This is a genomic window from Nocardioides sp. BGA-UO-ETr-FS32, from assembly GCF_059567905.1.
The window spans coordinates 971,065-995,015 of record NZ_JCAQOX010000017.1; the positions used below are offsets into that span (position 1 = coordinate 971,065).

General features: G+C 73.0%; 23 protein-coding genes and 1 tRNA gene. 10 read left to right on the forward strand and 14 right to left on the reverse strand.

Annotation, left to right across the window (positions count from 1 at the left end; all coding sequences use genetic code 11):
• Window positions 1-3 precede the first annotated feature (3 nt).
• Window positions 4-627: a hypothetical protein gene (locus AC57BS_RS24790; protein ID WP_496414110.1), complete on the reverse strand. Its 624-nt coding sequence runs from the start codon at window positions 625-627 to the stop codon at window positions 4-6.
• Between the two features lie 59 nt (window positions 628-686).
• Window positions 687-1,337: a hypothetical protein gene (locus tag AC57BS_RS24795; RefSeq protein WP_496414111.1), complete on the reverse strand. Its 651-nt coding sequence runs from the start codon at window positions 1,335-1,337 to the stop codon at window positions 687-689.
• 86 nt (window positions 1,338-1,423) lie between these two features.
• On the opposite strand from AC57BS_RS24795, the gene AC57BS_RS24800 reads away from it, so the two are divergent.
• On the forward strand, window positions 1,424-2,665 hold the full coding sequence (locus tag AC57BS_RS24800) for an amidohydrolase family protein (protein ID WP_496414112.1): 1,242 nt from the start codon (window positions 1,424-1,426) through the stop codon (window positions 2,663-2,665).
• 23 nt (window positions 2,666-2,688) lie between these two features.
• On the forward strand, window positions 2,689-4,179 hold the full coding sequence (locus AC57BS_RS24805) for an amidohydrolase (RefSeq protein ID WP_496414113.1): 1,491 nt from the start codon (window positions 2,689-2,691) through the stop codon (window positions 4,177-4,179).
• A 241-nt stretch (window positions 4,180-4,420) separates the two neighbouring features.
• Here AC57BS_RS24805 and AC57BS_RS24810 read toward each other — a convergent pair whose 3' ends face one another.
• Window positions 4,421-5,599, reverse strand: coding sequence for an RsbRD N-terminal domain-containing protein (locus tag AC57BS_RS24810; protein ID WP_496414114.1), 1,179 nt, complete (start codon window positions 5,597-5,599; stop codon window positions 4,421-4,423).
• Window positions 5,600-5,702: 103 nt separating this feature from the next.
• On the opposite strand from AC57BS_RS24810, the gene AC57BS_RS24815 reads away from it, so the two are divergent.
• The 4 genes from AC57BS_RS24815 to AC57BS_RS24830 all read left to right on the forward strand — a co-directional run bounded on the left by AC57BS_RS24815 (window position 5,703) and on the right by AC57BS_RS24830 (window position 10,502).
• Window positions 5,703-6,833: a ferredoxin reductase gene (locus AC57BS_RS24815; RefSeq protein WP_496414115.1), complete on the forward strand. Its 1,131-nt coding sequence runs from the start codon at window positions 5,703-5,705 to the stop codon at window positions 6,831-6,833.
• Window positions 6,834-6,868: 35 nt separating this feature from the next.
• Complete coding sequence (locus AC57BS_RS24820) at window positions 6,869-8,098, forward strand: fatty acid desaturase family protein (RefSeq protein ID WP_496414116.1); 1,230 nt, start codon at window positions 6,869-6,871, stop codon at window positions 8,096-8,098.
• Between the two features lie 529 nt (window positions 8,099-8,627).
• Window positions 8,628-8,894: a hypothetical protein gene (locus AC57BS_RS24825; RefSeq protein WP_496414117.1), complete on the forward strand. Its 267-nt coding sequence runs from the start codon at window positions 8,628-8,630 to the stop codon at window positions 8,892-8,894.
• A 105-nt stretch (window positions 8,895-8,999) separates the two neighbouring features.
• Window positions 9,000-10,502 (forward strand): hypothetical protein, encoded by a 1,503-nt coding sequence (locus AC57BS_RS24830; RefSeq protein ID WP_496414118.1) that lies wholly within the window; start codon window positions 9,000-9,002, stop codon window positions 10,500-10,502.
• Window position 10,503: 1 nt separating this feature from the next.
• Here AC57BS_RS24830 and AC57BS_RS24835 read toward each other — a convergent pair whose 3' ends face one another.
• Both AC57BS_RS24835 and AC57BS_RS24840 read right to left on the reverse strand, forming a co-directional pair.
• Window positions 10,504-11,448: an oxidoreductase gene (locus AC57BS_RS24835; protein WP_496414119.1), complete on the reverse strand. Its 945-nt coding sequence runs from the start codon at window positions 11,446-11,448 to the stop codon at window positions 10,504-10,506.
• On the reverse strand, window positions 11,445-12,263 hold the full coding sequence (locus AC57BS_RS24840) for a maleylpyruvate isomerase family mycothiol-dependent enzyme (protein WP_496414120.1): 819 nt from the start codon (window positions 12,261-12,263) through the stop codon (window positions 11,445-11,447). The genes AC57BS_RS24835 and AC57BS_RS24840 overlap by 4 nt, the downstream gene beginning before the upstream one ends.
• Before the next feature lie 143 nt (window positions 12,264-12,406).
• On the opposite strand from AC57BS_RS24840, the gene AC57BS_RS24845 reads away from it, so the two are divergent.
• Together AC57BS_RS24845 and AC57BS_RS24850 are read left to right on the forward strand one after the other, a co-directional pair.
• Window positions 12,407-12,619 (forward strand): DUF6458 family protein, encoded by a 213-nt coding sequence (locus tag AC57BS_RS24845; RefSeq protein WP_496414121.1) that lies wholly within the window; start codon window positions 12,407-12,409, stop codon window positions 12,617-12,619.
• A gap of 182 nt (window positions 12,620-12,801) precedes the next feature.
• Window positions 12,802-14,103, forward strand: coding sequence for a hypothetical protein (locus tag AC57BS_RS24850; RefSeq protein ID WP_496414122.1), 1,302 nt, complete (start codon window positions 12,802-12,804; stop codon window positions 14,101-14,103).
• 19 nt (window positions 14,104-14,122) lie between these two features.
• On the opposite strand, the gene AC57BS_RS24855 is transcribed toward AC57BS_RS24850, so the two are convergent.
• The 3 genes from AC57BS_RS24855 to AC57BS_RS24865 all read right to left on the reverse strand — a co-directional run bounded on the left by AC57BS_RS24855 (window position 14,123) and on the right by AC57BS_RS24865 (window position 17,930).
• On the reverse strand, window positions 14,123-14,728 hold the full coding sequence (locus tag AC57BS_RS24855) for a response regulator transcription factor (RefSeq protein WP_496414123.1): 606 nt from the start codon (window positions 14,726-14,728) through the stop codon (window positions 14,123-14,125).
• Complete coding sequence (locus AC57BS_RS24860; protein WP_496414124.1) at window positions 14,725-15,843, reverse strand: sensor histidine kinase; 1,119 nt, start codon at window positions 15,841-15,843, stop codon at window positions 14,725-14,727. The genes AC57BS_RS24855 and AC57BS_RS24860 overlap by 4 nt, the downstream gene beginning before the upstream one ends.
• Before the next feature lie 212 nt (window positions 15,844-16,055).
• The gene (locus tag AC57BS_RS24865; protein ID WP_496414125.1) at window positions 16,056-17,930 is read right to left on the reverse strand and encodes an acyl-CoA dehydrogenase; all 1,875 of its coding nucleotides are present in this window, start codon (window positions 17,928-17,930) and stop codon (window positions 16,056-16,058) included.
• 228 nt (window positions 17,931-18,158) lie between these two features.
• Here AC57BS_RS24865 and AC57BS_RS24870 point away from each other — a divergent pair, with 228 nt between their 5' ends.
• Window positions 18,159-18,617, forward strand: a complete 459-nt coding sequence (locus AC57BS_RS24870; protein WP_496414126.1) for an RrF2 family transcriptional regulator — start codon at window positions 18,159-18,161, stop codon at window positions 18,615-18,617.
• 6 nt (window positions 18,618-18,623) lie between these two features.
• Here the strand turns inward: AC57BS_RS24870 and AC57BS_RS24875 are convergent, their stop codons facing one another.
• The 6 genes from AC57BS_RS24875 to AC57BS_RS24900 form a co-directional block, all read right to left on the reverse strand.
• Window positions 18,624-19,160 carry a hypothetical protein gene (locus AC57BS_RS24875; protein ID WP_496414127.1) on the reverse strand — a complete coding sequence of 179 codons (537 nt, stop codon included), beginning with the start codon at window positions 19,158-19,160 and terminating at the stop codon, window positions 18,624-18,626.
• 73 nt (window positions 19,161-19,233) lie between these two features.
• Complete coding sequence (locus AC57BS_RS24880; protein ID WP_496414128.1) at window positions 19,234-19,866, reverse strand: DUF2461 domain-containing protein; 633 nt, start codon at window positions 19,864-19,866, stop codon at window positions 19,234-19,236.
• A gap of 1 nt (window position 19,867) precedes the next feature.
• On the reverse strand, window positions 19,868-20,968 hold the full coding sequence (locus AC57BS_RS24885) for a hypothetical protein (RefSeq protein WP_496414129.1): 1,101 nt from the start codon (window positions 20,966-20,968) through the stop codon (window positions 19,868-19,870).
• 1 nt (window position 20,969) lies between these two features.
• Window positions 20,970-22,211, reverse strand: coding sequence for a C39 family peptidase (locus tag AC57BS_RS24890; RefSeq protein WP_496414130.1), 1,242 nt, complete (start codon window positions 22,209-22,211; stop codon window positions 20,970-20,972).
• Window positions 22,212-22,431: 220 nt separating this feature from the next.
• A tRNA-Gly gene (locus AC57BS_RS24895) sits at window positions 22,432-22,507 on the reverse strand.
• A 43-nt stretch (window positions 22,508-22,550) separates the two neighbouring features.
• Window positions 22,551-23,312: an SGNH/GDSL hydrolase family protein gene (locus tag AC57BS_RS24900; RefSeq protein WP_496414131.1), complete on the reverse strand. Its 762-nt coding sequence runs from the start codon at window positions 23,310-23,312 to the stop codon at window positions 22,551-22,553.
• 55 nt (window positions 23,313-23,367) lie between these two features.
• On the opposite strand from AC57BS_RS24900, the gene dcd reads away from it, so the two are divergent.
• A complete protein-coding gene (gene dcd, locus AC57BS_RS24905) occupies window positions 23,368-23,943 on the forward strand; it encodes a dCTP deaminase (RefSeq protein ID WP_496414132.1) in 576 nt (191 codons plus the stop codon).
• Window positions 23,944-23,951: the final 8 nt, after the last annotated feature.

Sequence of the window (23,951 nt, forward strand, 5' to 3'; positions counted from 1 at the left end):
GGCTCAGCCCTCCCGGTCGCCCAGCTCCACACCGGCGGCGACCCGGGCGATGAGGTCCCGCATGCCGGGTACGTCGGCCTCGCGCCCGGTGACGGCGATCTCGACCTGCGCGTTGTCCGACCCGGTGGGGTCGAGCCACCGGAGGAAGCCGTGGCGCAGGTGGTTGGAGGTCACGAACGAGAAGTGCAGGCTGTCCGCGGTCTCGGTGAGGACGTCGAAGCTGCCCTCGTCCTCGCGCAGCTCGTCGATGCGCCGGTCGAGGGTCCAGTCGATGGAGCGCCGGTTGCTCAGCACCTGCTCGACGCGCAGGACGTAGCCGAAGTCGGGCTGGTCGGACGGGCGCCACTGCCACTCGTTGAGGGAGTTCTCGGAGAACGTCCAGCCCTGCGGCACCGGCACCGACATCCGGAAGCCGCCGGCCCCGACCGTCTGGCGTACGAGCGGGACCGCGCGCGCCAGCGCCGGGGTGGTCGGGTCGGGCAGCAGCTCGGGCACCGGGTCGACCGGGAGGCTCGGCGAGCTCGCCGCCACCGGTGCCGCGGCGCCCTGCCCCGCCGGGTTCTCGCCGAGCACCCAGGACGCACCGAACCCCAGCGCCGCGCCGAGCGCCAGCAGCAGTGCGAGCACGGCTGCGAGCCGCTGGGTCGAGGGACCCGGTCGATCCCGCCCCGGACCCTCGGACAGGGTCACAGGGGTCCGCCGCCCGCGCCGCTCATGCCCTCGGCCACCCGCCTGATCAGGTCACGGGCGCCGGCGACGTCGCGCTCGCGGCCGTGCACCACGATCTCCACGTCGGCCTGCCCGCTGAGGTCGAGGTCGAGCCAGCGCATGAAGCTGTGCCGGGCGTTGCCCTCGTTGCTGCGGTAGGTGTACTCGAGCGACGCGGCGCCACGGTCCAGGATCTCCACGTCCTCCTGCTCGTCGCGCAGGCGCTCGACGCGGATGTCGATCGCGTCCTCGATCGTGATGTCCTGGCTGTCGATCTGCTCGATGCGCATCACGTAGGTGTTGTTGGACGTGCCGGGCTCCTTCCACTTCCACTCGTTGCTGGCGTTGGTGTTGGTGCGCCAGCCGACCGGGGCGGGGAAGGTGATCTCGAACTTGCCCGTGCCGCGGGTGGTCGGTGCCATCTCGAGGTCGGGCTGCAGCGCCGGGTCGTCGGGATCCGGCTCGAAGGGACGCGGCGCCTCGACCGGGATCTCCGGCCGCTGGGCCGGCACCGGTTCCGCGACCCCCGAGCCGGGGCTCGCGTCGCGGCTCTGTGCGGACGCGACGTAGCCGCCCCCGGCGCCGATCGCCAGGAGCACGACCAGCACGACAGGCCCCCGCCACTCCACCTGACCCATTATGTCCGCAGCACGTGTGGTCTGGTCCAGCGGCGCGACGGGGTGCACGGATCGGTCTGCGGGCGCACCATCGGTGGATGGGTCGGGGGATGGGCGGGCGGTGGGCCGTCCGGGCGGGTCGTGCGTTCGACGGGGAGCGGTTCCTGCCGGACGGTGCGACGGTGCTCGTCGAGGGTGATCGCATCGTCGGTGTCGAGCCCGCGGCGTGCGCCCTGCCGCCCGACGTGCCGGTGACGGAGGTCGCCGGGACCCTGCTCCCGGGGCTCGTCGACTGCCACGTGCACCTCGTCGCGTCCGGCGCGTTCCCCGGTACGCCGGGCAGCCTGGAGTGGGCGGGGAACGCCACCCCCGCGGCGGTGGACGAGGTGGTGACCGCGAGCCTGAGGGCCCAGGTCGTGGCCGGCGTGACGACGGTGCGCGACCTCGGCGACGTGGCCTACCGGGTGCTCGCGCACCGGGGTCGCGAGGCCGAGGGGCTACCGCGGGTGGTGGCCGCCGGTCCGCCCGTCACGATCCCGCTCGGGCACTGCCACTTCCTCGGCGGTGAGGTCGACCCCGACGACCCGCCGACGATCGAGCGCGCACTGGCAGAGCGGGTCGAGCGGGGCGTCGACCTGGTGAAGGTGATGGCCAGCGGGGGCTTCCTGACGCCGGGCAGCGACCAGCTCGGCGCCCAGTTCGAGGTCGTCCCGCTGCGGCACATCGTCGACGCCGCCCACGCGGCGGGCCTGCGGGTCGTGGCGCACACGCACTCCGTGGCAGGGGCCGAGGTGGCGGTCGCGGCCGGCGCCGACGGGCTCGAGCACTTCACCTGCCTGGCGGAGGGCGGCGCTGCCCCGCCCCCCGCGCTGCTCGACCGGGTGGCCGCTGCCGGGATGACGGTCGACCCGACGCTGGGCAACGACCCGTCGCGGTTCCCGCCGGTCTCGGCGATGCCGCCGCACGTCCTGGAGATGCTGGAGCGCCTCGGCATCACCGACCGCGACGAGCACTTCGCGCGGGCGGCCCGCAACACCGCCCGGCTCCGCGAGCACGGGATCCGGGTGGTGTCCGGGCTCGACGCCGGGGCGATGCCCGCCAAGCCGCACGGACACCTGTGGCGCTCGGTGGCGGCGCTGGTGGACGGTGGCTGGCCGGTGGCGCAGGCGCTCGCGACCGCCACGTCGGTCGCCGCCGAGGACTGCCGCGTCGCTGCCGGCCGGCTGGCAGTGGGCAGCCTCGCCGACCTGCTCGTCGTCGTCGGCGACCTGGCCGCCGACGTCACCGCCCTCGCCCGCCCCCTCGCGGTGTGGGTGGGCGGGGTCGCGGTCGAGAGGTGAGCGTCACCTCCTACGGTGGCCCCATGCTCATCCGCAACGCCCGCCTCGTGGCCGTCACCGAGGCCGTCCCCGGGCTTGTCGACGTACGGGTGGACGGCGGGCGCGTGGGGGAGGTCGGCGCCGACCTGCCCGCCGGTGGCGACGAGGCGTACGACGCGGGCGGGCGCTGGCTGATGCCCGGCCTCTGGGACCAGCACGTCCACCTCGGCCAGTGGACCCTCGCCTCCGCGCGTCTCGACCTCGGGCCGGCCCGGTCCAGCGCCGAGGCCGTCGCGGCGGTGCGCGAGCGGCTGGCCGAGTGGCCCGACCTCCCCGTCATCGGGTGGGGGCACCGGCCGACCGCCTGGCCCGACAACCCCGCCGTCTCCGACCTCGACGCGATCGACACCGACCAGCCGATCGTGCTGATCGCCGGCGACGGCCACCACGGCTGGCTCAACACCACCGCGCTGCACATGCTCGCCCTGCCCACCCGCGACAGCGTGGTGAGCGAGGCCGAGTGGTTCATGGCCTACGGGCGCCTGGCCACCGTGCTGGGCACCGACGGCACCGGCCCGGACGCCTACCGGCGCTCGATGGAGGCGGCGGCCGCGCAGGGCGTGGTCGGGCTCGTCGACCTCGAGTTCAGCGGCGGTGTCGCCGACTGGGCGGCGCGGTGGGCCGAGGGCGCCGACCTGCTCCGGATCCGCCACGCCTGCTATGCCGACGGCCTCGACGACGTGCTCTCCAGGGGCCTGCGGTCCGGCGACCCGCTGGACGGCGACCCCCGCCTGACGATGGGACCGCTGAAGATCATCAGCGACGGGTCCCTCAACACCCGGACGGCGTGGTGCTGCGAGCCGTACGCCGAGAAGGCCGTGGCGGGTGCCGAGGAGGGCCAGCCCAACCAGACCCCGGAGGAGCTGCGCGCGCTGCTCGCGCGGGCCGCCGCCGGGGGGCTGGACGTCGCCGTGCACGCGATCGGCGACCGCGCCGTGGCCGAGGCGCTGGCCGCGTTCGAGGACACCGGCGCGCGGGGCGGCGTCGAGCACGTGCAGCTCACCACCCGCGACGACGTACGCCGGATGGCGCGCCTCGGCGTACGCGCCAGCGTGCAGCCCGCCCACCTGCTCGACGACCGCGACGTCACGGAGCGGCTCTGGCCGGGGCGAGCCGAGCGCTGCTTCCCGCTGCGGTGGATGCTCGACGACGGCGTCGACGTGGTGCTGGGCTCCGACGCCCCGGTCTCGCCGCTCGACCCGTGGCTGGCGATCGCGTCGGCGGTGCACCGCTCCGGCGACGACCGCGAGCCGTGGCACCCCGAGCAGTCGATCACCGCCCGCGAGGCGCTCGCCGCCTCGACCGACGGCTGGGGCACCGTCGCCGTCGGCCATCCCGCCGACCTCGTCCTGCTCGACGCCGACCCCCTCGAGGGCGGCTCGGACCGCGAGCACGCGGCCCGCCTGCGGGCCTTCGCCGACCAGGTCCTCGCGACCTGGGTCGCCGGCGACGTCGCGCACGCCCGCCACCCCTGAGGAGCCGGGCTCGAGCGGTGAGTGGCGCGCGTTCTGCGGGCTGGAAACCTGTCTCACCCACCGCCGCAGCCCGGGGCCGACCTCGAGCGGTGGCTCACCCACATCTCGGAGGTCAGGAGTGTGGCTGGGACACCGCTCGGGGCGTGTCGCCGTACGCCGCACCCGTCGGCGGTGCGTCAGCCACCTTCGCAGCGCTCGGAATGTGGCTGGGGCACCGCCCTCGCCCGCGCCCAACGCCCGTCTACGCCAGCGCGATCGTCGCGTCGAGCACGAACGCCGGGTCCTCGAGCCGGTCGCCGTAGACCTCGCGCAGCTGCCCCACGCGGTAGCGCACCGTCTGGGCGTGCACGAAGAGCTCCTCGGCCACCGCGTCCCGGCGCCCGTGGTGGAGCAGCCAGCTGCGGAGGGTGTCGGTGAGCTTCTCGGCGGTCGAGGGGCGCAGGTCGGCGAGCGGCGCGAGCACCCGTGCGCGGAGGTCGGCGCGGGCCTCGGCGTCGGCGGCCAGGACGAGCGCGGCGAGGTGGTCGTCGGAGTCGACGAGGCCCTCGACCCCGAGGGCGGCGCAGCGGAGCGTACGCCGGTGCGAGGCGGCTGCCTCGAGCCACGGCGTCGACGGCCCGACCACTGCGTCGGTGTCCCGGAGGGAGCGCAGGAGCGAGCGGCGGGCGCTGGTCGACCCGGTGCCGGGCACCAGCAGGGAGGCGTGGCCCTCGGGCAGGCCCGGCACGTCGTCGGTGGGCTGCAGCGTGCGGGAGTCGAGGGCGGTCAGTGCTGCCGAGACCTGCGACTCGGGCAGGACCACGGCGGTGAGGGTGGCCGGCGGCTCCCAGTCGGCCCGCTCCGCGGCGGCGGTGACCGCGTCGGCCGGCGCGCCGGTGAGCAGCGCCCGCGCGAGGCGCTCGAGGTTGCGCTGCCGGATCCGCCCGCTGCTCTCGAGCTCGTCGGTGTGGCCGGCGACCGAGGCGGCCGACAGCTCGTCGATGTAGGCGAAGACGAGCTCGGCGAACCGGGCGAGCTGGCCGGCGTCGATGCCGGCCTCGACCGCGGCGTCGGCCATGTCGCGCCACGACGTCCGGGCGCCGACACGATAGGCGGCGAGGAGCGCCTCGACCGTACGCCCGCTGCGCGCCTCGCCGCGGCCGAGCTGGTAGGCGCCCTCGATCGCGGGCGCGCGCGGCGCATCGCCCTGGCGGGTGGCGAGGGTGAGGAAGCCGCCGAGGGCGAGCTGCACCGCGTTGCGGATCACCTCGCCCATCCGGCCGGTCAGCGCGCCGGCATAGCTCGGCACCTCGTCGATGATGGCGAGGACCGAGCGGTCGGCGACCTCGGCGAGGCGCGCTCGCAGGGCCTCTGCGACCTCGGGATCGAGCCCGACGATCGTCTGCATTTGTGTGCTCGGGCGCACAGGCCGCTCATCCATCTGGTCTCCTGCCGCCGTGTTTGTTCGCAGCGAACAAGAGGCTAGCGCGGATTCACGTGCGCAGGGCAGGAAGATCCGCCCCCGATCCGCGACATTTGATGACATGAGCACGACTCTGGAGCCACCTGTGCGCGGGACCGCGCGAAGCCGACGCCTGGGCGACCACCTCGTCCGGGTGGCCGAGGCCGCCACCACGCCCTACCTCCCGGCCGACTTCATGGACCTCTTCGCACCCCTGCGCTCGGGTGCCGACCTCCGCGGTCGCATCGAGCAGGTGCTCCCCGAGACGGCCGACGCCGCCACCATCGTGATCCGCCCCGGCGCGGACTGGGCGGGCCACGTGCCCGGCCAGTACCTCCGCATCGGCATCGACGTCGACGGCGTACGCCAGTGGCGGGCCTACTCGCTCACCCACGGCCCGCGCCGCGACGGCCGCATCTCCATCACCGTCAAGGCCGTCCCCGACGGCCTGGTGAGCAACCACCTGGTGCACGAGGCCCGGCCCGGGACGCTCGTCCACCTCGAGCAGGCTGCAGGCGAGTTCGTCCTGCCGCCCGAGGGCGGCAAGTACCTCATGGTCACCGCCGGATCGGGCATCACGCCGGTGATCGGCATGCTGCGCAACCTCTTCCCGAGCACCGATGAGGGCGTCCTGCGACCCGCCCGCACCGCCGACCACGACATCGTTGTCGTCCACGTGGCGCCCAGCCACCCCCACTCGATCTTCATCCGCGACCTCGAGGCGCTCGACGCCGCCGGCGCGATCCGCCTCGTCGCGCGCTACGACGACGAGCACGGCGTCCTCGACGTCGACGACCTCGCCGACCTCGTGCCCGACCTCGCCGAGCGCCGTACGCTCGCCTGCGGTCCGGCCGGCCTGCTGGACGCGCTCGCCGCCCACCACGACACCGCCGGTCTGAGCCTGACCACCGAGCAGTTCCGCACCGCACGCGTCGAGCCCGGCGACGGCGGCACGGTGACCTTCGCCTCGGGCACCAGCCTCGACCTCGACGGCGAGACGCCGATCCTCGACGCCGCCGAGGAGGCCGGGATGCTCATGCCGAGCGGGTGCCGCATGGGCATCTGCATGGGCTGCGTCATCCCGCTGCGCGAGGGCAGCGTCCGCGACCTGCGCAACGGCGCCATCACCACCGCGGTCCCCGGCGAGACGGGCGACATCAAGGTGCAGACCTGCATCAACGCCGCCGCCGGCCCCTGCCACATCGACCACTGACCCAGACCTCCCCGACACCCTCCCAGGAGATCGACATGACCACGATCCAGAAGAAGGCCGTCCTCGGCCAGACCAACCCCATCGCACATCTCACCGACGCCGACATCGAGCAGCTCGGCATCGAGCTCGACGCGATCCGCCAGGACGTCCTCGACTCCCGCGGCGCCAGCGACGCGGCCTACATCCGGCGCGTCATCGACGCGCAGCGCAAGATCGAGCTCGGCTCGCGCGCGGTGCTGCTCTTCAGCGCGTTCCCGCCGGCGTGGATCCTCGGCACCCTCGGCCTGAGCGTCTCCAAGATCCTCGACAACATGGAGATCGGCCACAACATCCTCCACGGCCAGTGGGACTGGATGCGCGACCCCAAGATCCACTCCAGCACGTGGGAGTGGGACATGGCCTCGCCCGCCGAGCAGTGGAAGCACAGCCACAACGAGCTGCACCACACCTACACCAACGTCATCGGCAAGGACAACGACCTCGGCTACGGCATCATGCGCGTCGACGAGGACCAGCCGTGGACGCCGGCCTCGCTCGCCCAGCCGGTGTTCTGCTTCATCAACGCCGTCTTCTTCGAGTACGGCATCGCGGCCTACGACCTCGAGCTCGGCGCGGTCATCGCCAAGAAGCAGACCAAGGACCCCGACTTCCGCCGCCGCGCCAAGCAGGTCCTGAAGAAGATCCGCAAGCAGGCCACCAAGGACTACGTCGTCCACCCGGTGCTGTCGATCCCGACCGGCTCGTTCCTGCCGACCCTCGCGGCCAACTTCACCGCCAACGTCGTGCGCAACCTGTGGTCCAACTCCGTCATCCTCTGCGGCCACTTCCCCGAGGGCGTCGAGACCTTCGAGAAGCGCTCGATCGAGGGCGAGACCAAGGGCGAGTGGTACGTCCGCCAGATGCTCGGCAGCGCCAACATCTCCGGCTCCAAGGCCCTGCACCTGATGACCGGCAACCTGTCGCACCAGATCGAGCACCACCTGTTCCCCGACCTGCCGTCCAACCGCTACGCGGAGATCGCGCCGAAGGTCCAGGCCCTGTTCGACAAGTACGACCTCACCTACTGCGCGCGCCCGATGCCGCAGCAGGTCGCCTCCGCCTGGCACAAGGTCATCCGACTCTCGCTGCCCAACGGCTGGCTCGCGACGACGAACAAGAAGAACGCCCCCGAGCAGCTCGCCATCCTCTACAAGATGGCCACGGGCGACCGTCGTACGCGCCGCCTGCTGGGCCGCAAGCTCGAGAGCGAGGCCCGGGCCGCCTGATACCTCGGTGGTCGAGCAGCCGAGCGAGGGACGAGCGAGGCGTAGAGGCCCGGTGGTCTGGACCTCCGTGGAAACACGGATGTATCAGGACGGGCCCGTCCGCATCCTTCTATTCGTGACCACTCGACACGGGGGAGAAGAGATGAGCACGAGCAACACCAGGGTGAGCGGCACGTCGGGCGTGACCCGATGATCCGCATCGGCTCCGTGGGGGAGTCCGGGCACGACGGCCGCGCTGAGGGAGCGCGGCCGTCGTTGCCCCGGCAGCGTCGCGCCGTGGACGTGGGGTCCATGTCGCAGCCCGCTGCCGGCTGACACACAGACGACAGACCGGCGGCGCAGGGGACCGCCGGTCTGTTGCGTGTCCGCGTCCCGTCAAGGAAGTGCTGTCTCGACGCTCTGGTCTGGACCGTCTCCCGCAGACTTGCCGAAGGGTTCTCCAAGTCCCTGATGCGCTCCCCGGCACGCTCCTAGCCTCGTCACAGGTGGTCCGTGGGGGACCGCCTGTGGGGACAGAAGGAGTCGGCTGATGAAGCACGACCGCAACAACCAGGGGATCGACCTCACCGGGCGCATCAAGTCGCTCGAGCAGTTCACGGGGTCGTTGGTCGCACGCCATCCGGAGGCGGGCGCCGGCCACGAGGAGATCCCGATCAACGAGGCGCCGCGGACGCGCGCGCCCAACCCGCGCCCCTCACGCATCTTCCTGCGCAGCGGCGGGGGGAACGGGGGAGGGCACGGCGTGTTCGCCGACCTCACCCTCACCGCGCCGCACCCGCGCGTCGCCACGGACTGACCCGACCGGTCCGACCGGTCCGACCGGTCGCCGTGTGACGCGGCGCATCGGCCGGCCCCGATGCGCCTCCGCCGGGCGGGCGTGCTGCTCGTCTAGGGTCGCCCGGTGGTCTGGCTCGTCGGCGCGCTCCTGGTGCTGTGGTTCGCCCTGGGCCCGGTCGTCCTGGTCGTCGCCGTGGCGCTCCTGTGCGTCCCGCGCGTGCGCTGGTGGGTGCAGGACCGCACGTACGCGAGCCGTCGCGCGGCCGCCTGGCTGGCCGGTGGCGCGGCACTCGTCGCGCTCGTGGTCGTCGTGGTGCCCGACGGCTGGCTGCCGGTCCCGCCGGCGCCGGGCGCCTGGGCCGGGCCGGGGTACGTCGGGCGCCCCTCGTCGCCGCACCCCGTCGCGGTCGCCGACGTCGCCGCGAACCCCCACCGCGCGGCCGGCGACCCGGCCGACCGCCCCGGCCCGCTCGGCCACCAGCCGGAGGTGGAGACCGCCTGGTTCGGGCTCCAGCGCTGCGGCCGGCTCGAGCTCACCTCGTCCGACGCGGTCGTCGCCCTGTGCAGCAGCGGGTCCGGGCGTACGCTCCGCCTCGTCGACCGCGACTCGCTCCGGCCGGTGGCGACCGAGGACCTGCCCGACGTGCCGGACGGCACCGCCTGCGACGGCGAGGCGGTCTACCTCGACGCCGCGGACCGGGCCGTGGTCGCCACCGGGGACCGCCGGGTGCTCGCCGTCCGGACCGCCACCGACGGTGAGCCCGAGCTGGGGACCGACGCCGAGTGGGACCTCAAGCCCTACGTGCCCCACGGGGACTGCCTCGCCTCGGTCGCGCCCGACTGGTCGGGCCGGATCTGGTGGGCCTCGCACGCCGGCCTCGTCGGCACCGTGGACCCGGCGACCGGGCAGGTCGGCGTGGTCGACCTGGGCGAGGAGGTCGATCGCGACATCGCGACCGACGAGGGTGGTGCCTACGTCGTGACCGACGAGGCGCTGCACCGGCTCGCCGTCGGCGCGGACGGAACCCCGCAGCCGGTGTGGCGCACCGAGCACGCCGGGTCGAGCGGGTCGGCCCCCGTCCTCCTCGACGGCGGCGTCGTGGCGATCGCGGACGAGGTCGACGACCGGCTCGGCGTGGTCCTCCTCGCCCGCGCCGACGGCCGGCGGGTGTGCCGGCAGTCGGTGTTCGAGAAGGGCGACGGCGCCACCGACAGCGACCTGGCCCCGCTCGGGTCCGGCGTCGTCGTCACCAACAACGACGGCTACTCCTCCCCGCGCAGCACGCTGCTCGGCTTCACCTCCCAGCCGGGCATCGCCCGCGTCGACGTCGTCGACGGCGCCTGCGTGCTCGCATGGACCAGCGACGCGGTGTCACCGGCCTCGGGAGCGGTCGCCAGCCGTGCCAACGGGCTGCTCTACGCATGGACCAAGCGGCCCTCCCTGACCGGCGTCAGCGCGTGGTACCTCACCGCGATCGACGCGGACACCGGACGCAACCGGTGGGGCGTACGCACCGGCACCGGCCTGCTGGCCGGGAGCGACGGGTCGCGCATCATGCTCGACCGCGACGGGTCCGCCTGGCTCGGCACCCTGGCCGGGCTGGTCCGGGTCCGGGACCGCCGTTAGGTCACGGCTGCGGCCAGGTGAGCCCGACCGTCGCCTCGCTGGTCTCCCACAGGCGGCGCTGGGCCATCTCGTCGCGCGCGAGCGGGGTGGTGCCCACGATCCGTGGTGGGCCCGAGGTCTGGCCGGGGCCGCCCGGCCCGACGTACGTCCCGCCCGGCAGGTCCGCGGTGGCCGCCATCAGGGTCGGCCACGCGCCGGCCTCGGCCGACTGCGACACCAGCTTGACCGCGGCGTCGAGGATGGCGGCCCGACGGCCCTGCGTGGTGCCGAGCTGGCCGTTGACCGCGAGGTGCGTGCCCGCCAGTCCGGGATGGGCCGCGAGCGCGGTGACCGGGAGCCCGGCCCGGCGCAGCCGGCGGTCGAGCTCGAAGGTGAAGAGCAGGTTGGCGAGCTTGGTCTGGCCGTAGACCCCCCACCGGCTGTAGCGCCTCCGGGCCCGCGGGTCCCCGAGCGGGGCGGTGCGGGCCATCCGGTGCGCCTGCGACGACAGGGTCACGACGCGCCCCCCGCCCGACGCCACGAGCTGGTCGAGCAGCAGCCCGGTCAGCAGGAACGGGCCGAAGTGGTTGGTCGCAATCTGCGACTCCGGGCCGTCGACGGTCGAGCGGAACGGCGTGGCCATGATCCCGGCGTTGTTGACCAGCAGGTCGAGCGGTCCGAGGGCGGCCGCAGCCTCGCCCGCGGCGCGCACCGAGCCGAGGTCGGACAGGTCCACGACCAGGTGCTCCAGCCGGGCACCGGGCACCTCGGCGGTGATGGCACCGGCGGCCGCGTCGAGCTTGTCGGGCGTACGCCCCGCGAGCACCACGCGCGCGCCGTGCCGCGACAGCTCGAGCGCGGTGTGGAACCCCAACCCGCCCAGCGTCGGTCCGGTCACGACGGCAGTGCGGCCGGTCAGGTCGGGGATGTCGGCCGTCGTCCAGGTGTCCGTCGCGTCGGTGCTCACGGCGTCACGCCCATCGCGGCGAGCACGCGCTCGCCCAGCGCGGCGTCGCCGGTGAGCCGTACGTCGTCCGTCCCCGCGGCGCGTCGCCCGCCGGCCAGCACCACGAAGGTCTCCCGGTCCATCGCGAGGGTCGCCGTCGGCTCCCCGTCCTCGTCGGGCGTGGTGAGGCGCCCGCGACCGTCGTCGCCGACGACCGCGGTGACGGGGGCGTGCCCGGCCACCTCGAGGCGTACGACCGACCCGGCCGGCGACCCGGCGCGCTTGGCCACGACGAACGGCAGGCTCTCCATCAGGTAGTCGGCCGAGTGGATCGCCGCCGCCGAGTCGAGGTTGCCCGGCCTCCCGAGCGCGCGACGTACGTCCTGCTCGTGCATCCACACGTCGAGCGGCCGGTTGCGCAGCAGCAGCCCGGTCGTCCAGCCGATGGCGCCGAAGACGCCCGGGGCCGGCGCCGACGGGTCGGTCGGCGGGTCCGCCAGCAGCTGGGTGTGCCGCGCGGTCGTTGCCTCGCGGATCTCCGAGATCAGCGCGTCGCCGGACTCGGCACGCCGCACGACGACGCCCTGCTCGGTGAACTGGCCCATCATCCCGCGCGCGTGGGGCGCGTCGCCGACCTCGACGTCGTCGTGCGGCCTCCCGGCCAGCAGCGCCTCGAGGTGCGCGGTGTGGGCGGCGACGGCGTGGACGTCCCAGCCGGGGAGGTCGGTCGGTGTGGACCACTCGTCGTCACCGACGTGCTCGAGCACCCGTGTGAACGAGTCGACGGCCTCCCACCAGACGCTGACGAGTGCACTGAGTCGCTCCGCTTCGGTCATGAGGGAAGAGTAGGCGGCGACGCGCGCCACCCGCGCGGGTGAGGGTGCTCGGAATCGGGCGGCGACGGTCCTACGCTGCCGTGAAGGACCTGCTCCGAGCCGGTCGTACCCGCCCTGCGGGCCACCTCATCGAAGGAGTCGTCATGGGTATCGGAATCGGCATCCTCCTGCTCGTCATCGGCCTGATCCTGCTCTTCGCCATCAAGGAGTTCCCCGACTCGCTCCAGGAGGTCGTCGAGCCGACCACCGTCGGCTGGATCCTGGTGATCGCCGGCGTCCTCGCGCTCGTGCTCGGCCTCGTGATGAACAACCAGCGCTCGAAGACCACGCACGTGGAGGAGCGCCGCGAGATGTGAGCCGGACAGCCGACGGCGAGGGACGAGCCGTCGGGGTGGGTCCGGCCAGATCGAGTAGGCCCGCGGCTGAGGGACGAAGCCGCGTCAGGCCGTCTCGAGATCCAGCAACTTTCCGGTCGTCGCGCGCGTCACTGTCCGTGACCGGCGCGCGCGGCGCCGGCACCCCCTCCACAGGAGCTCGCGTGGTCTGCCGTCTCGCCCAGGTCGTCCTGGCGCTCACCCTCCTCGCCACCCCGGCGCTCGTCGTCGTGCCACCGGCCGCCGCGGCCGAGGGCCCCGCTGTGCGGATCGGCGCTCCCAGCCGGTTCTCGCCGGACGGTGACGGGATCAAGGACGACCTCCGGATCAGGATCCGGCTGTCGCGCACCATGCACGTCCGGCTGGAGATCGGGCCGGCCCGGCTCCGTACGGTCGACCGGCGCGTCGACCTCGGCCGGCTGCCGCGCGGCACGCACACGTGGACGTGGAACGGCCGCAACCAGTCGGGGAGGACCGTGACGGACCAGGGCTACCGCGTGCGGGTGTACGACGTGCGTGACCCCCACAGCGCCTCGTCCGTCGCGGTGGCCAGGGTCCAGGTCGACACGACCTTCAACCCGAGCCTGTCGACGGCCCGCTTCGGCGCGGACCCCGGTGCACCGGCTCGGGTCTACCCACGCACGACGGTCGTGACGGACACCCTCGACCTCCATGCGCAGGTCCCGGAGGCGAAGATCTCCTCGCTCGGGCTGGTGATCCGCAACGCGAAGGGCCGGGTCGTGCGCCGGGCCGACGTCTCACAACGGCTGGTCACCATCACGGGTGGGACGTACGCTCACGGCCGCACCGTCGAGTGGGCGGCCCTGCGCGGGGGCAAGCCGCTGCCCGCGGGGCGCTACACCGCGGTCGTGGCGGGTGCCGACCTCGCCGGCAACACCGGACGGTCGGAGCGGCTGAGGATCTGGGTGTCGGCCGACCGTCTGGTCTGGAAGGAGGCGACCACCACGGTCAGCCCCGACGCGACCGACTTCGGTCCGTGCGCGTGGACCACGGCCAACGGCTGCGGCGACTACCCCGACTGCGGCACCGTCGTCCCGAGCGCGCTCTTCGCCGGCGGGCTGAGCTATCGCGCTGCACCGTGCGCGGTCCCCGACGCCTACCGGACCGTCGCCAACGGCCGGCACCTGGTCGAGGTCCCCGAGGCGACGGGCGTGCGCGGGCTCGCCGCCGCGCGTGTCTCGTTCGCCGGCGCCCCCACGACGGCCGGTGACCCCGACACCGGCACGCTGTGGGTCTGGGGCGAGGGCGACGACGCCACCGTGACCGGCACCTCCGGGCAGTCGGGCTGGGTCGAGGACCCTTCGTGGGGAGAGGGACACACGGGCGACGAGTTCCTGCCGCAGCGGGATCCGGCCGTCGCGTGGAACTTCCTCACGCGCGGCACCGACTCCGTCGACGTCGCCAGCTTCACCGTGGACGTGCGCTACCTCGCGGTCGCCGACTGACCTGGGCCGGCTCCCCGTCTCACAGCCAGCCGCGGTCCTGGGCGATGCGCGCGGCCTCGCTGCGCGTGGTCGCGCCGGTCTTGCCGATGGCGGCGGACAGGTGGTTGCGGACCGTGCCCTCCGACAGGTGCACCCGTGCGGCGATCGTGGCGACCGGAGACCCGTCCAGGGCGTACGTCAGCAGCTCGCGCTCGCGACCGGTGAGCGGGCTCGGGCCGTCGATCAGCGACTCCGCGGCGAGGTCCGGGTCGATGACCCGCAGCCCGGAGTGGACCTGGCGCACGGCGTCGGCGAGCTGGCGGGCAGGGGTGTCCTTGACCACGAACCCCGACGCCCCGGCCTCGATGGCCCGGCGGACGTAGCCGGGCCGCCCGAACGTCGTCACGACCAGCGACCGCACGCCCGGCAGCTCCCGGCGTACGGCGGCTGCAGCGTCGATGCCGTTGAGGCCCGGCATCTCGATGTCGAGCAGGCACACCTCGGCGCCCGAGGCGCGGGCCGCCTCGACGACCTCGTCGCCGCGACCGACCTGGGCGACGACCTCGAGGTCGGACTCGAGGTCGAGCAGTGCGGCCAGCGCCCCGCGGACGAGGGCCTGGTCGTCGGCGAGCAGCAGCCTGATCACGGGAGCGCCACCTCCACCCGGGTGCCGGGTGAAGCGGCTGCGAGGCTGAGCGTGCCGCCTGCTCCGGTCACCCGCTCCCGCATGCCACGCAGCCCGTTGCCCTCGGGTCCGTCGCAGCCCGCGCCGTCGTCGGTGACGGCGATCCCGTCGGGGCCGAGCTCGATCACCACCGACCGCGCCCGCGCGTGGCGCACGACGTTGGTGACCGACTCGCGCAGCACCCAGGCCAACAAGGTGCGGTGCCGCGGGTCGGTGTCGGCGACGCTGCCCTCCACCCGCGTCGTGACGCCGGCGTCGGCGAGGACCCGGGGCGCGGCCGCGAGCTCGGCCTCGAGGTTGCCCGCGCGCAGGCCGCCGACGGTGGCCCGCACTTCAGCGAGCGCCTGGCGGGCGGTGGCCTGGATCGACTCCAGCTCCTCCTTGGCGCGGGCGGGGTCGAGGTCGATGAGGCGGGCGGCGAGCTCGGCCTTCACCGAGAGCGCCGTGAGGGAGTGCCCGAGCACGTCGTGCACGTCGCGCGCGACCCGCTCGCGCTCGGCGACGATGGCGTGCTCGCCGCGGGCCGCGTAGGCGAGCTGCTCGCGCTCGCCGAAGATGCGCAGCATCACCCCGCCGATCATGATCGGCCAGAGCATCAGGAAGAAGAAGGTCGGGAAGTCGTCGATGCCCAGCAGCGACAGCAGGGGGAACGCCGCCCAGAGACCGACGGCCCACTTCCACGCCGGCGCAGGAAGCCCGAGCGCCGACATGATCGCGAGGTAGGGCGTGAAGGAGATGACGCCGATGCCGATGACCGGAACGGTCGCGAGCCCGAGGACGAGCATGAGGCCGAGCGCCAGCCACGTGTTGCCGCGTCGGGAGTAGCCGTACACGTTGGCGACGGCGAACCCGAGGATGCAGAGTCCGGCGCCCGCCTTGGCCGCGACGGGCACCTCGGACTCCGCGACGGCGATGATCGGGAAGGCCAGGAAGACCAGCCAGATCGCGGCGAAGGTCCAGCCCCACTTCTCCCACGGGTTGTCGGGGAGGGAGGAGGCACCCAGCGCCCCGCTCACGTACGCGCCCGGCTCCGGCGTACGCCCCCCGGCGCCGGCAGCGCAACGATCACCGTCCACGCCAGCACGGTAGCCGCGTACGAGCCGCGGCACCTGACCGACGTGTCACGACCTGCCCGTGACACCTGTCATCCGTCCCCGGCCGCCGCCCTGCCCCCAGAAACGCTGTAACGCCGGGTTGGTGCTTGTTCTACCTCCCGTGGAACATGGGTAGATCAAGGCACAACCCGGCGTTACAGCCGCAGGCCGACGTACGCCGGCCGGCGCTCAGATCAGAAGGACGCCTCGTCGAGGTCCATCAGGTCGAGGGTGGTGGCCTCGGCGATGGCCCGCTCGGCGCTGATCCGCGGCAGGTTGGTCTGGGCGAAGAACTGCGCCGCGTGGACCTTGCCCTCGTAGAACGCCTTGTCCTTGGCGGACACGTCGCCGGCCAGCTTGTCGAGCGCGACCTCGGCCTGGCGCAGCAGCAGCCACGCGCAGACGACGTCGCCGAGCGCCATCAGCAGGCGGGTGGTGTTGAGCCCCACCTTGTAGATGTTGCGCAGCTCCTCGGCCGACGACATCAGGTCGTTGATCATGTGCCCGACGACGGCGTTGGCGTCCTCGAGAGCGGTGGCGAGCAGCGCCCGCTCGTTCTTGAGGCGACCGTTGCCGGCCTCGGAGGCGATGAAGCCCTCGATCTCCTTGGCCAGGTGGCCCAGCGCCCGGCCCTGGTCCTTGACGATCTTGCGGAAGAAGAAGTCCTGGCCCTGGATCGCGGTCGTGCCCTCGTAGAGGGTGTCGATCTTGGCGTCGCGGACGTACTGCTCGATCGGGTACTCCTGCAGGAAGCCGGAGCCGCCGAAGGTCTGCAGCGACTCGGTGCCCAGCAGCACCCACGAGCGCTCGGAGCCGTAGCCCTTGACGATCGGGAGGAGCAGGTCGTTGACCGCGGCGGCGAGGCGGGCCTCGTCCGAGTCGGCGGTGCCCGCGTGCTCGGCGATCATCACCTGGTCCTGCCAGGTAGCGGTGTAGAGCACCAGCGCACGCATCGCCTCGGCGAACGACTTCTGCGTCATCAGCGAGCGGCGTACGTCGGGGTGGTGGGTGATGGTGACGCGCGGGGCGGTCTTGTCGGCCGCCTGGGTGAGGTCGGCGCCCTGGACGCGCTCCTTGGCGTAGTCGAGGGCGTTGAGGTAGCCGGTCGACAGCGTGGCGATGGCCTTGGTGCCGACCATCATGCGGGCGTTCTCGATGACCTGGAACATCTGCGCGATGCCGTCGTGGACCTCGCCGAGCAGCCAGCCCTTCGCCGGCTCGCCCCCGCCGACCTGCGGGTCGCCGAAGGTGACCTCGCAGGTGTTGGAGACCTTGATGCCCATCTTGTGCTCGACGTTGGTGACGTAGACGCCGTTGCGCTCGCCGGTCAGCTCGCCGGTCTCGAGGTCGAAGTGGTGCTCGGGCATCCAGAAGAGCGAGAGGCCCTTCGTGCCCGGGCCGCCCACGCCGTCGACGCCCTCGGGGCGGGCGAGCACGAGGTGCATGATGTTCTCGCTCATGTCGTGCGTGGCGCTGGTGATGAAGCGCTTGACGCCCGTGATGTTCCACGAGCCGTCGTCGTTGGGCGTGGCCTTGGCGCGGCCGGCGCCGACGTCGGAGCCGGCGTCGGGCTCGGTGAGGACCATGGTGCAGCCCCACTGGCGGTCGACCATGAACTGGGCGACCTGCTTGTCGCGGTCGTTGCCGTTGCGGTGGACCACGTTGGCGAAGGCGGGACCCGCGGCGTACATCCAGATCGGCGCGTTGGCGCCGAGCACCATCTCGCCGATGGCCCAGATGAGCGAGGACGGGGCGGGGGTGCCGCCCATCTCCTCGAACACCTGGAGGCGCCAGAACTCGGAGTCCATCCAGGCCTGGTAGCTGGCCTTGAACGACTCGGGCACCGGTGCGGTGTGGGTGGCCGGGTCGAAGACCGGCGGGTTGCGGTCGCTGTCCTCGTAGGAGGAGGCCAGGTCCTCGCGGGAGAGGCGCTCGACCTCGCGCAGGATCTCGCGGGCGCTCTCTCCGTCGACGTCGCCGAACGGGCCGGTGCCGAGCACCTCGTCGCGGCCGAGCACCTCGAAGAGGTTGAACTCGATGTCGCGGAGGTTGGTCTTGTAGTGGCTCACAGCTTCCACCTGTCCATGTCGCGTGCGGGTGTGGATCCGGGTCTGGATCGGGGGACGAGCACATCGGCTACTCGTCGGTAACAAAATCATGCCTCGCGATGGGCCGTCGCGCAACACGAACGCCCGATGTCGCAGGTCACAGGCGCGTACGGGGCGCGCTGAACCCCCCGAAAGGCGGCGGTCGACCAAGCGCAGTGAGTCTGTCGAGTTGTCTGACAAACTGGCCATATGCGCGTCTCCGCCAAAGCCGACTACGCGCTGCGGGCCCTGATCGAGATCGCGGTGCGCAGCGACGGGACGGCCGTGAGCGCCGAGCAGCTCGGCAAGGCCCAGGGCATCCCGCACAACTTCCTGCAGGCCATCCTCGCCGACCTCCGCCGTGCCGACGTCGTGGTGTCGCAGCGCGGCCAGTCCGGCGGGTGGCGGTTCGCTCGCAAGCCCGACACCGTCACCGTCGCCGACGTGATCCGCGCGGTCGACGGCCCCCTCGTCTCCGTCTACGGCCTGCGACCGGAGGCGGTCGAGTACGACGAGTCCGCCCGGGTCCTCCAGCACGTGTGGATAGCCGCCCGCAGCTCGCTGCGCGGCGTCTTCGAGCAGGTCACCATCCAGGACCTCGCCGACGGCACCCTGCCTCCCGGCGTCGCGGCCCTCACCGAGGACGAGGACGCCTGGCAGCCCCACTGAGTGGACTCAGGCGGCCAGCCGCCGGTTGACCTGCCGTCGCCGCTTCGCGACCTTGGTCAGCCGCTTGTCGAGGCGGGCCTCCTCCTCGATCAGCGCGATCCGCGCGACCTGGGCGGCGAGCTGCTCGCCGGAGAGGTGCGCAGGCAGCACGTGCGTACGCCCCTCCCGTACCTGCGACGTCCACGCGGCGGGCGGCTCGGCGGTGAAGCCGGTCGTGACCACGAGCACGACCCGGAAGCCGTCGAGCGCGTCCAGGGCGAGCGCGGCCTGCTCGGGAGTGGCGTCGAAGAAGGCCGGCATGCTGACGAAGCAGTCCGACTTCGCCTTGCGGGCCCGTCGGCAGACCGACGTCCACGCCCCCTCGACCTGCTTGCGCCTGAGCCCCACGGCCTTGTGGGATCTGAGGATCTCGACGCCGGCGTGCGCGTACGCCTCGGCGTCGACCGCCGGCACGCGCACCCCGCCGATTGCGAGGGCCTCGGTCATCGACTCGACGTCCACCGGGTGGGGGCCGACGTGCAGCAGGAACAGTCTCTTGGCCATGGCGCCAGCCTGCTGCTGCCGGGCGTCGCGCGCGTGAACTGCGGTGGTCGTACGCGGGAACGTCGCGCCGCGCTCAGCCGACGTCGACGGCGCGCAGCCAGGTGACCAGCGGGCGCATCGCCCGCCAGTCCGTACGCACCCGGTCGACGAGCCCGGCGTCGATCGCGTCGGCCTCGAAGCCGTACGACCGGCCGAGGAACAGCTGCTTGCGACGCAGCAGGTGGATGCGCGGGTGGTCGGCGTCGTAGCCGCGCGGCGAGGTCTTGAGCTGGTCGCCGCCGACCTCGAAGCCGTCCTTCTCCAGCTTCTTGAGCAGCCGGTCGAGGGCCTTCCCGGTCTTCTCGTCGGCCATCGCCTCGCGGATCGCGGCCAGCTGGGGTCCGTCGGCGTCGTAGAAGCCGGACCCGACCCGGGTGCCGCGCGGGGAGATCTCGAAGTACCAGCCGGTGCGCGGTCCGGCTGCGACGAAGGCGCCCTGGTGGGTCTTGTAGGGCGTCTTGTCCTTGGCGAACCGGACGTCGCGGTAGGGGCGGAACACCTTCGCGGGGCCGAACTCCGGCTCCAGCTCGGCCATCAGCGCCTTCATCGGCGTCTCGACCGACTCCTTCCAGACGTGCTTGTGGCTCTCCCAGAAGGACTTGGTGTTGTCCATCTCGAGGTCGTCGTAGAAGTCGAGGGCGGCGACGGGGAATCCGGTGAAGCTCACGTCACCCGACGCTAGCCCACACCAGCTCGTCACCCTCCTCGCCGAAGGACGAGAGGCTCAGCACACCGCCCCCGCAGGCCGGCTCGCCGAGGAAGGCGTTGCCGACGGACGCGGACTCGTACGCCACCTCGAGCGTGCGGTCGGGCGTCCACCGCATCAGGCGGGCGGGCTCGTCGGGGCCCTGCGGGTCGCGCACGAAGAAGACCGAGCCGCCGCACGGCACGGCACTGCCGGTGGTGCCGGGGCCGAGGTCGAAGTACGTCCCGTCGGCCGAGGCGTGGAACCGTGCCTCCTCCTGCCGGCGCGGCTTCGGCACCGCCGACCAGACGGCTCCGTCGGCGGTGGCCGCGACGTCCCAGCCGGTGCAGTCCTCGGGTCCCTCGAGCGGCTGCGGCACGCCGCCGGGATCGAGCAGGTTGACGGTGCGGCACGCGACGGGGCGGGCGTCGTCGAACGTCATGATCCCGACGCCGTGCTCGCTCGCGGTGAGACCCGAGAAGCCCGAGCGCTCCGGTGCGCACCAGCCGTCCTCGCCGTTGCTGTCGGCGAGGGCGCTGGTGGCCAGGCAGTAGGCCCGGTCGTCGCCGTACGTCGGGAAGCGGAGGTCGCCGTCGGTGAGTGCCCACGACCCTCCGCTGGCCGCGGCGGGGGAGACGACCTCGCCCTGCTTGCCGCTCGACAGGTCGACGGTGACGACCTCGCTGGGCGCGGTCTCGGCCTTGTCCTGGCGCACGACCACGGCCCACGTCTCGCTCATCAGGACCTCGGAGATCGTGCGGCCGGGGCCGGCCTGGACGGTCAGCGCGTCGCCGTCGCCGTCGCGCCCGAGCTCGACCTCGGTGCCGGCCTCGTCGCCGAGCGCCTGCCACTCCGGACCCCTGACGTAGCGGGCGCCGGCCCGGAGGCCGGAGTCCTTCCAGTCGAGGAGGGCGGTCTCCGGCTCGACGACGGTGGGGTCGTCGAGCGTCCCGCCCGCCGGGACCTCACTCGTCGGAGTGTCGCGGGTGGGCTCTTCCGTCGGCTCGCCGGTGCCCGGATCGTCGGTGCCGCAGGCCGTGAGGACGACCAGCAACGCCAGCGCGGCGGGCGTACGGACCCGCACCTCAGACCCCGACGTTGTGCTGGAAGTGGTCGCGGTTGGCGCGGAAGGACCGGTAGGCGTTGCGCCACTGCACGCGCCCGATCGCCGGCTCGCTCGGGTCGAACCTCGACTGGTCCCACGGCTCGAAGTAGCCGATCTGCGGGTTGCCGCCCGGGTTCTGGTCGAAGCCGCGACCGACCTGGAAGTGCCCGCTCGCGTCGTCGTCGAGGTAGGGGTAGTACTGCTTGAGCAGGACCGGGTGCAGGACGACCGGGGCCTGGTAGTCGTGGACGTGCCGCATCATCAGGCGGTACCACTGCTTGAAGGTGAAGTCGCTGATGTCGAGCGCGACGTACGGCCCGGCGTGGTCGGCGTCGTCGTAGTGCGTCAAGTTGTTGACCACGCGGACCATGTCGGTGATCGCGGTGCCGGCGGTGGTGGTCCCGAGCCGGCGCGCCCAGTAGGACTGGTTCTTCCGCTTCTCCTGCGAGCTCCAGCCGATGGCCTGCATCGCGGCGGGGCCGCACCAGTAGGTCGTGTTCTGCGCCTGCGCGACCTTGCTGGTGAGGATCTTGGAGCGCTTCGGGTAGGACCCGCCGAACCCGCCGCGTGCCTGCACGTCCGCAGCGGTGACCTCCGGGTGGCGCTCCGCGAACCCGTCGGGCAACGGCACGCCCTGGATCTCGTGGCGCAGCATCCAGACCTTGCCGACCGCCTGGGCGGCCATCGTGAGCTCGGCTCTCTCGGCCGCGGCGCGCGCGGTCGGCGTACGCCGCTCCGCCCGGGCGAGCAGCCCGTCGGCGTCGAGGTCCCCGGTGCGCTCGCGCTCGAGGTCCGGGCGGGTGTCGAGGCGTGCCGCGAGCGCCTCGGCCGGCTGGTTGGTCCAGCCGAAGCCGAGGCAGTAGCGCTGTCCCTCGAAGGTGGCGCACCGCACGGCCGCGCGCGCCCGCGTCGTACGCCCCTGCGCGCCGTCGAGGGCGGCCCCCTCGGCCACCACGCGCTCGATCTCGGCCCGCATCTCGGCGGTGAGCCGGCTGCGGCCGGGCGCTCCCGGTGCGTCGGTCGACTCGGCCGACGGGGCGATACCGCCCTGGTCGTCCGGTCCGCCGTCGGGCAGGAGCGGAACGGCGCCGAGGGTGAGGGCGAGGGCGGCTGCGGCGATGCTCGCCGGCTGGCGCCAGAGCGGGCGAGGGCGGTCGCCGTCGGCGATCTGGTGGGCGAGCGTACGGCGGGGGGAGCGGGCGAGGAGACGGGGAAGAGCCATGGGGAAGAACCTTCGATCCGAGAAAAGACGGACGCCTCACTGTCCTCTCTGGTCACAGAAGGCGCAAGTCTCACTCCTGCCCCACGGGTTGCGGGGGCGACGCGTACGCCTGTGGACACCCTCGGGTAGTCCGCTGCGTTCGACCGGTCCAAGGGCCTCGACGACCCGCGGAACGCAGCGGACTATCGGGAGGCGCTGTGGAGGGCGCGCGGGGGAGAACTGGAGCGGATGACGAGACTCGAACTCGCGACATCGACCTTGGGAAGGTCGCGCTCTACCAACTGAGCTACATCCGCAGACGCCGTCCGGGGACGGCGGGCCGAACGATACCGGACCGGGTCAGCCGACGCGCGAGAGACCCGGATGCTTCGGCGCAACGGTGTCGCCGGAGGAGCGCCCGGTGATCCGGCGGTGCACCCAGGGGACGAGGAACTCGCGGGTCCAGTGGGCGTTGGCGGCCCACGCCTCGCGGCGCCGGAGCACCGGGAGCGGCTCGACGGTGACCGGGTCGAGGCCGTGCTCGACGCCGATGGCCTCGAGGACGGCGTGCGCCATGTGCGTGTGGCCCGAGCTGTTGAGGTGCATCCGGTCAGTGTCCATGACGCTGCCGATCTCGATGTCGCGCATCCGCCACATGTCGACGATGGTCGCGCCGTGGCGGTCGGCGATCTCTCGGACCCACTCGTTGAAGATCGCCATCCGCCCGCGCACGGGCCCGTAGATCCCGCCGCCGCCCGGGTCGAAGATCGTGAACATCACGACGCGCGCCCCGGTCGAGGACAGGCGCGCGATCGCGTCGTCGTACGTCCGGGCGAGGGCGTCGAGGTCGACGCGGGGCCGCAGCACGTCGTTGCCGCCGCCGTGGATGGTGACCAGGTCGGGCTCGAGGGCGAGGGCGGGCTCGACCTGCTCGGCGACGATGGAGCCGAGCTTGCGGCCGCGGATCGCGAGGTTGGCGTAGCCGAAGTCGTCGGTCTGCTGCGCGAGCACCTCGGCGACGCGGTCGGCCCAGCCGCGCAGGCCGTTGGGGCGCGTCGGGTCGGGGTCGCCGACGCCCTCGGTGAAGGAGTCGCCCAGGGCGACGTAGCGGTGGAAGGTCACCGACCCATTGTGATCAAGCCGCCACGGGACCGGGAACGCGGGCTAGGTTGGCGACGTGCTGCTCTCTGATCGCGACATCACCGCTGAGATCGACGCCGGCCGGATCGCCCTCGAGCCGTGGGACCCCGCGATGATGCAGCCCTCCAGCGTCGACGTACGCCTCGACCGATTCTTCCGCGTCTTCGAGAACCACCGCTACCCCCACATCGACCCCGCTGCCGACCAGTCCGAGCTGACCCGCGAGGTCGAGCCGGAGGGCGACGAGCCGTTCATCCTGCACCCGGGAGAGTTCGTGCTCGGGTCGACGTACGAGGTGGTGTCGCTGCCCGACGACATCGCGGCCCGCGTCGAGGGCAAGTCGTCGCTGGGGCGTCTCGGCCTGCTCACCCACGCCACCGCCGGCTTCGTCGACCCCGGCTTCTCCGGCCACGTCACCCTCGAGCTGGCCAACGTCGCGACGCTGCCGATCAAGCTCTACCCGGGGATGAAGATCGGCCAGTTCTGCTTCTTCCGGCTCTCGTCGCCGAGCGAGCACCCCTACGGCTCCGAGAAGTACGGCTCGCGCTACCAGGGCCAGCGCGGTCCGACGCCGAGCCGCTCGTTCCAGGGCTTCCACCGCACCCCGATCTGAGGCGCGCT

Bases quoted from the DNA above. Each gene is read 5' to 3' on its own strand.
- AC57BS_RS24800 (WP_496414112.1), top strand. From the start codon at position 1,424: ATGGGTCGGGGGATGGGCGGGCGGTGGGCCGTCCGGGCGGGTCGTGCG.
- AC57BS_RS24890 (WP_496414130.1), bottom strand. From the start codon at position 22,211: ATGGCTCTTCCCCGTCTCCTCGCCCGCTCCCCCCGCCGTACGCTCGCC.
- AC57BS_RS24845 (WP_496414121.1), top strand. From the start codon at position 12,407: ATGGGTATCGGAATCGGCATCCTCCTGCTCGTCATCGGCCTGATCCTG.
- AC57BS_RS24820 (WP_496414116.1), top strand. From the start codon at position 6,869: ATGACCACGATCCAGAAGAAGGCCGTCCTCGGCCAGACCAACCCCATC.
- AC57BS_RS24810 (WP_496414114.1), bottom strand. From the start codon at position 5,599: ATGGATGAGCGGCCTGTGCGCCCGAGCACACAAATGCAGACGATCGTC.
- AC57BS_RS24815 (WP_496414115.1), top strand. From the start codon at position 5,703: ATGAGCACGACTCTGGAGCCACCTGTGCGCGGGACCGCGCGAAGCCGA.
- AC57BS_RS24870 (WP_496414126.1), top strand. From the start codon at position 18,159: ATGCGCGTCTCCGCCAAAGCCGACTACGCGCTGCGGGCCCTGATCGAG.
- AC57BS_RS24805 (WP_496414113.1), top strand. From the start codon at position 2,689: ATGCTCATCCGCAACGCCCGCCTCGTGGCCGTCACCGAGGCCGTCCCC.
- AC57BS_RS24875 (WP_496414127.1), bottom strand. From the start codon at position 19,160: ATGGCCAAGAGACTGTTCCTGCTGCACGTCGGCCCCCACCCGGTGGAC.
- AC57BS_RS24840 (WP_496414120.1), bottom strand. From the start codon at position 12,263: ATGACCGAAGCGGAGCGACTCAGTGCACTCGTCAGCGTCTGGTGGGAG.
- AC57BS_RS24825 (WP_496414117.1), top strand. From the start codon at position 8,628: ATGAAGCACGACCGCAACAACCAGGGGATCGACCTCACCGGGCGCATC.